Source organism: Arthrobacter sp. N199823 (assembly GCF_002929705.1).
In the GTDB taxonomy this organism is placed as follows: domain Bacteria; phylum Actinomycetota; class Actinomycetes; order Actinomycetales; family Micrococcaceae; genus Specibacter.
The window spans coordinates 1-5,833 of the sequence record NZ_PJIN01000024.1; the positions used below are offsets into that span (position 1 = coordinate 1).

Consider the following 5,833-nt stretch of genomic DNA (forward strand, 5'->3'; position numbering starts at 1 on the left):
GTTGTTGTTTGAGAACTCAATAGTGTGCCAAGTTTTATTGATACCAATTTATTTATATTGAATTGGTTATTTGGTTGTGTGTTGCCGCCCCTGTGGTGATGCATGATCGTTTAGCTGGTTTCGAATTTAGTGCATGCAGTCATTTACCTTTTTCCGGTGTGATTGTGTGTGTCTGTTTAGTTATTAACGGAGAGTTTGATCCTGGCTCAGGATGAACGCTGGCGGCGTGCTTAACACATGCAAGTCGAACGATGAACCCGCTTGCGGGGGATTAGTGGCGAACGGGTGAGTAACACGTGAGTAACCTGCCCTTAACTCTGGGATAAGCCTTGGAAACGGGGTCTAATACTGGATATTGACTTTACCTCGCATGGGGTTTTGTTGAAAGATTTATTGGTTTTGGATGGACTCGCGGCCTATCAGCTTGTTGGTGAGGTAATGGCTCACCAAGGCGACGACGGGTAGCCGGCCTGAGAGGGTGACCGGCCACACTGGGACTGAGACACGGCCCAGACTCCTACGGGAGGCAGCAGTGGGGAATATTGCACAATGGGCGAAAGCCTGATGCAGCGACGCCGCGTGAGGGATGACGGCCTTCGGGTTGTAAACCTCTTTCAGTAGGGAACAAGGCCAGCATTTTTGTTGGTTGAGGGTACTTGCAGAAGAAGCGCCGGCTAACTACGTGCCAGCAGCCGCGGTAATACGTAGGGCGCAAGCGTTATCCGGAATTATTGGGCGTAAAGAGCTCGTAGGCGGTTTGTCGCGTCTGCCGTGAAAGTCCGGGGCTCAACTCCGGATCTGCGGTGGGTACGGGCAGACTAGAGTGATGTAGGGGAGACTGGAATTCCTGGTGTAGCGGTGAAATGCGCAGATATCAGGAGGAACACCGATGGCGAAGGCAGGTCTCTGGGCATTAACTGACGCTGAGGAGCGAAAGCATGGGGAGCGAACAGGATTAGATACCCTGGTAGTCCATGCCGTAAACGTTGGGCACTAGGTGTGGGGGACATTCCACGTTTTCCGCGCCGTAGCTAACGCATTAAGTGCCCCGCCTGGGGAGTACGGCCGCAAGGCTAAAACTCAAAGGAATTGACGGGGGCCCGCACAAGCGGCGGAGCATGCGGATTAATTCGATGCAACGCGAAGAACCTTACCAAGGCTTGACATGAACTGGAAATACCTGGAAACAGGTGCCCCGCTTGCGGTCGGTTTACAGGTGGTGCATGGTTGTCGTCAGCTCGTGTCGTGAGATGTTGGGTTAAGTCCCGCAACGAGCGCAACCCTCGTTCTATGTTGCCAGCACGTAATGGTGGGGACTCATAGGAGACTGCCGGGGTCAACTCGGAGGAAGGTGAGGACGACGTCAAATCATCATGCCCCTTATGTCTTGGGCTTCACGCATGCTACAATGGCCGGTACAATGGGTTGCGATACTGTGAGGTGGAGCTAATCCCAAAAAGCCGGTCTCAGTTCGGATTGGGGTCTGCAACTCGACCCCATGAAGTCGGAGTCGCTAGTAATCGCAGATCAGCAACGCTGCGGTGAATACGTTCCCGGGCCTTGTACACACCGCCCGTCAAGTCACGAAAGTTGGTAACACCCGAAGCCGGTGGCCTAACCCCCTTGTGGGGAGGGAGCTGTCGAAGGTGGGACTGGCGATTGGGACTAAGTCGTAACAAGGTAGCCGTACCGGAAGGTGCGGCTGGATCACCTCCTTTCTAAGGAGCACCAAACACCACGACATTGACTGCATGGTTGATTGTTGGTGGTGTGAGGAGTAAAGACTCATTGCCAGAACGTATGTTTCTGGGTGAGTTGCTCAAGGGTGGAATATCAATAAAATAAGTACCTGCTGGTGCGTGGCGATCTGAATCGAGTACACCGTCCCTTTGGGGTTGGGAGGAAAAGTTCATCAAGGATTGCTGTGTGGTGGTGGGTGGTGTTTGGCACACTGTTGGGTCCTGGAATAACAACGAGAGTTGTTGATTTCCTGGTTTCCTACACATAACTGATCCGCTAGGTGCGTACTGGTTCGATACACCGACTTGTGTTGGTGGTGTTGTTCGGTGCTCTGGTGGTGGGGTGTGTGGTTGGGGTTGTTGTTTGAGAACTACATAGTGAACGCGAGCATCTTTTATAAGAAAGCAATTTCTTTGAGAAAATGAATGAACCTGGATCTGATGCTGCACCTTTGGGTGTGGTTGATGTTTTCATGGTTCTCTCGATAATCAAGATACATAAAATCATGATGCAGGGCCTCTTTGGGGGTGTTGTGTTGTGTTTGACCCGCTTGTGTGTGGTCAAGTTTTTAAGGGCACACGGTGAATGCCTTGGCATTAGGAGCCGAAGAAGGACGTAGGAATCTGCGATAAGCCTCGGGGAGTTGATAACCAAACTTTGATCCGAGGGTGTCCGAATGGGGGAACCCCGCCACCGGTTGCAAGACCAGGTGGTGACCTGCACCTGAATATATAGGGTGTGTGGAGGGAACGTGGGGAAGTGAAACATCTCAGTACCCACAGGAAGAGAAAACAATAGTGATTCCGTTAGTAGTGGCGAGCGAACGCGGATCAGGCTAAACCGTGTCATGTGTGATAGCCGGCGGGCGTTGCATGGTGCGGGGTTGTGGGACTTACCGTGCTGATTCTGCCGGATCAGTGAGGGGAATGGTGCATGTATAGGTGAACGGTTTTGAATGGCCGACCGTAGAGGGTGAGAGTCCCGTAACTGAAATGCAGTGCACTCCCTTAGGTGAGTATCCCAAGTAGCACGGGGCCCGAGAAATCCCGTGTGAATCTGTCAGGACCACCTGATAAGCCTAAATACTACCTAATGACCGATAGCGGACAAGTACCGTGAGGGAAAGGTGAAAAGTACCCCGGGAGGGGAGTGAAATAGTACCTGAAACCGTGTGCTTACAATCCGTCAGAGCAAGCGTGCACCTTGGTGTAGTTGTTCTTGTGATGGCGTGCCTTTTGAAGAATGAGCCTGCGAGTTAGTGTTACGTCGCGAGGTTAACCCGTGTGGGGAAGCCGTAGCGAAAGCGAGTCTGAATAGGGCGAGTTTAGTGGCGTGATCTAGACCCGAAGCGAAGTGATCTACCCATGGCCAGGTTGAAGCGCGTGTAAGAGCGCGTGGAGGACCGAACCCACTTCAGTTGAAAATGGAGGGGATGAGCTGTGGGTAGGGGTGAAAGGCCAATCAAACTTCGTGATAGCTGGTTCTCCCCGAAATGCATTTAGGTGCAGCGTTGCGTGTTTCTTACTGGAGGTAGAGCTACTGGATGGCTAATGGGCCCTACAAGGTTACTGACGTCAGCCAAACTCCGAATGCCGGTAAGTCAGAGCGTAGCAGTGAGACTGTGGGGGATAAGCTTCATAGTCGAGAGGGAAACAGCCCAGACCACCAACTAAGGCCCCTAAGCGTGTGCTAAGTGGGAAAGGATGTGGGATTGCTTAGACAACCAGGAGGTTGGCTTAGAAGCAGCCATCCTTAAAAGAGTGCGTAATAGCTCACTGGTCAAGTGATTCCGCGCCGACAATGTAGCGGGGCTCAAGTACACCGCCGAAGTTGTGGATTTCAAACATTGCCCTAGCCAGTAGGTTCGTCCTTTGGTTCAGGGGTTTGGAGTGGTAGGGGAGCGTCGTGTAGGCATTGAAGTCGCAGTGTGAACTAGCGGTGGAGCCTACACGAGTGAGAATGCAGGCATGAGTAGCGAAAGACGGGTGAGAAACCCGTCCGCCGAATGATCAAGGGTTCCAGGGTCAAGCTAATCTGCCCTGGGTAAGTCGGGACCTAAGGCGAGGCCGACAGGCGTAGTCGATGGACAACGGGTTGATATTCCCGTACCGGTGAAGAACCGCCAATATTGAACCAATGATACTAACCACCCAAACCATCACTGAGTGTCCTTCGGGACCAGGGTGTGTGGGGAGCGTGGGACCTGAGTTGGGGATGTAAACGTATTAACAGGTGTGACGCAGGAAGGTAGCCGAGCCGGGCGATGGTAGTCCCGGTCTAAGGACGTAGGAAACACGATAGGCAAATCCGTTGTGTTGTCTTCAATGACGATTCTGAGATCTGATGGGACCCCCGTATGGGGGAATTCGGTGATCCTATGCTGCCTAGAAAAGCATCGACGTGAGGTTCAAACCGCCCGTACCCCAAACCGACACAGGTGATCAGGTAGAGAATACTAAGGCGATCGAGAGAATTATGGTTAAGGAACTCGGCAAAATGCCCCCGTAACTTCGGGAGAAGGGGGGCCTGCCATGTGAAGGACACTAGCTGTCCGTGAGCGTGTGTGGGCCGCAGAGACCAGGGGGAAGCGACTGTTTACTAAAAACACAGGTCCATGCGAAGTCGCAAGACGATGTATATGGACTGACTCCTGCCCGGTGCTGGAAGGTTAAGAGGACCGGTTAGCTCAACTTGTTGAGCGAAGCTGAGAATTTAAGCCCCAGTAAACGGCGGTGGTAACTATAACCATCCTAAGGTAGCGAAATTCCTTGTCGGGTAAGTTCCGACCTGCACGAATGGAGTAACGACTTCCCCGCTGTCTCAACCATAAACTCGGCGAAATTGCAGTACGAGTAAAGATGCTCGTTACGCGCAGCAGGACGGAAAGACCCCGAGACCTTTACTATAGTTTGGTATTGGTGTTCGGAGTGGCTTGTGTAGGATAGGTGGGAGACTGTGAAGGAACAACGCTAGTTGTTCTGGAGTCATCGTTGAAATACCACTCTGGTCACTTTGGACATCTAACTTCGGCCCGTAATCCGGGTCAGGGACAGTGCCTGATGGGTAGTTTAACTGGGGCGGTTGCCTCCTAAAAAGTAACGGAGGCGCCCAAAGGTTCCCTCAGCCTGGTTGGCAATCAGGTTTCGAGTGTAAGTGCACAAGGGAGCTTGACTGTGAGAGGGACACCTCGAGCAGGGACGAAAGTCGGGACTAGTGATCCGGCGGCACATTGTGGAATGGCCGTCGCTCAACGGATAAAAGGTACCTCGGGGATAACAGGCTGATCTTGCCCAAGAGTCCATATCGACGGCATGGTTTGGCACCTCGATGTCGGCTCGTCGCATCCTGGGGCTGGAGTAGGTCCCAAGGGTTGGGCTGTTCGCCCATTAAAGCGGTACGCGAGCTGGGTTTAGAACGTCGTGAGACAGTTCGGTCCCTATCCGCTGCGCGCGCAGGAAATTTGAGAAGGTCTGTCCTTAGTACGAGAGGACCGGGACGGACGAACCTCTGGTGTGTCAGTTGTACTGCCAAGTGCATCGCTGATTAGCTACGTTCGGATGGGATAACCGCTGAAAGCATCTAAGCGGGAAGCCCGCTTCAAGATGAGATTTCCATACACCTAAACGTGTGAGAGGCCCCCAGCAGACCACTGGGTTGATAGGCCGGATGTGGAAGCGAGGACTAAAGACTCGTGAAGCTGACCGGTACTAATAGGCCGATAACTTACACCACACACACTCTTATAAACATGAGTATGCTCGCGTTCACTATGTGGTTCCCAACCAACAAACCCGAAGCGTTTGTACAGTTGAAACCAAAACAAGCAGGATAGTACTACCAGTCACGGACCACTTACCTGGTCAATAACTGATAGTTTTATCTTGTATAATAGAATACTGTTGCTCCAAGAGCACCCAACAAGCCACCCAACACCAGAAAAATTCACTGGTGCCTGGGGAACGAGTTACGGTGGTCATAGCGTGGGGGAAACGCCCGGTCCCATTCCGAACCCGGAAGCTAAGACCCACAGCGCCGATGGTACTGCATTCGTGAGGATGTGGGAGAGTAGGACACCGCCGGACAACACGTAAAA

At 52.5% G+C, this 5,833-nt stretch carries 3 rRNA genes; all 3 read left to right on the forward strand.

Annotation, left to right across the window (positions count from 1 at the left end):
* Positions 1 to 183 precede the first annotated feature (183 nt).
* The 3 genes from CXQ93_RS19900 (at position 184) to rrf (ending at position 5,822) form a co-directional block, all read left to right on the forward strand.
* Positions 184 to 1,718 (forward strand): 16S ribosomal RNA (locus tag CXQ93_RS19900).
* Positions 1,719 to 2,298: 580 nt separating this feature from the next.
* A 23S ribosomal RNA gene (locus tag CXQ93_RS19905) occupies positions 2,299 to 5,472 on the forward strand.
* A gap of 233 nt (positions 5,473 to 5,705) precedes the next feature.
* Positions 5,706 to 5,822: ribosomal RNA gene (rrf, locus tag CXQ93_RS19910) — 5S ribosomal RNA — on the forward strand.
* Together the 16S, 23S and 5S rRNA genes form the textbook arrangement of a ribosomal RNA operon.
* The last annotated feature ends 11 nt before the right edge of the window (positions 5,823 to 5,833 follow it).